Annotated in this window: 1 tRNA gene; it reads left to right on the forward strand. The window is 54.6% G+C overall.

The window, feature by feature from the left end:
• The first annotated feature begins 118 nt into the window (after positions 1–118).
• Positions 119–192: transfer RNA gene (locus BKN05_RS12350), tRNA-Pro, on the forward strand.
• Positions 193–573 lie beyond the last annotated feature (381 nt).

Consider the following 573-nt stretch of genomic DNA (forward strand, 5'->3'; position numbering starts at 1 on the left):
GCCGACGTTTTCCTTGCGTACGCTGCGGTTTTTTAGCCTTTTGTGGCCCGATTTGTGTTCTTTATGCGCGCTATAATAAGATATCCAAGTCGCAGAAATTAATACTTCATCGCGATGGCGGGGCGTAGCGCAGCTTGGTAGCGCATCTGCTTTGGGAGCAGAGGGTCGCAGGTTCAAATCCTGTCGCCCCGACAACAAGAAGACCCGGGAAGATCTTTCTTCCCGGGTTTTCGCTATGCGCGGGTGCCACCCAACGCAAACGCCGGGTTAAGGGTTAAACAGGGTTAAACACCAACGGCCGCACCCAGCCCCTGTTGAGGCAGGATGCGGCCGCGCGTGCGTCTGGTGGCCTAGTTGCTTTCGGTCTAGGCCCTTAAGGCGCGCACTTCCCGTGTTTCACTAGGAGGAATGAAACCGGTTTAGATCTGCAAACCGCTCAGGTTTTTTAGCAGATCCATAATTTTGCTGAAGAAGCCACCCAACAACGATGGACCGGTGAACAAGCTTGCCAGCGCCTTCATGATGGAGTCGAAGATGCCTCCGACGCTTGACGACGGTGCTTCACCCTGCTCA

Origin of the sequence: Corynebacterium sp. S5S1 (genome assembly GCF_001913985.1) — a bacterium.
Lineage (GTDB): Bacteria > Actinomycetota > Actinomycetes > Mycobacteriales > Mycobacteriaceae > Corynebacterium > Corynebacterium marquesiae.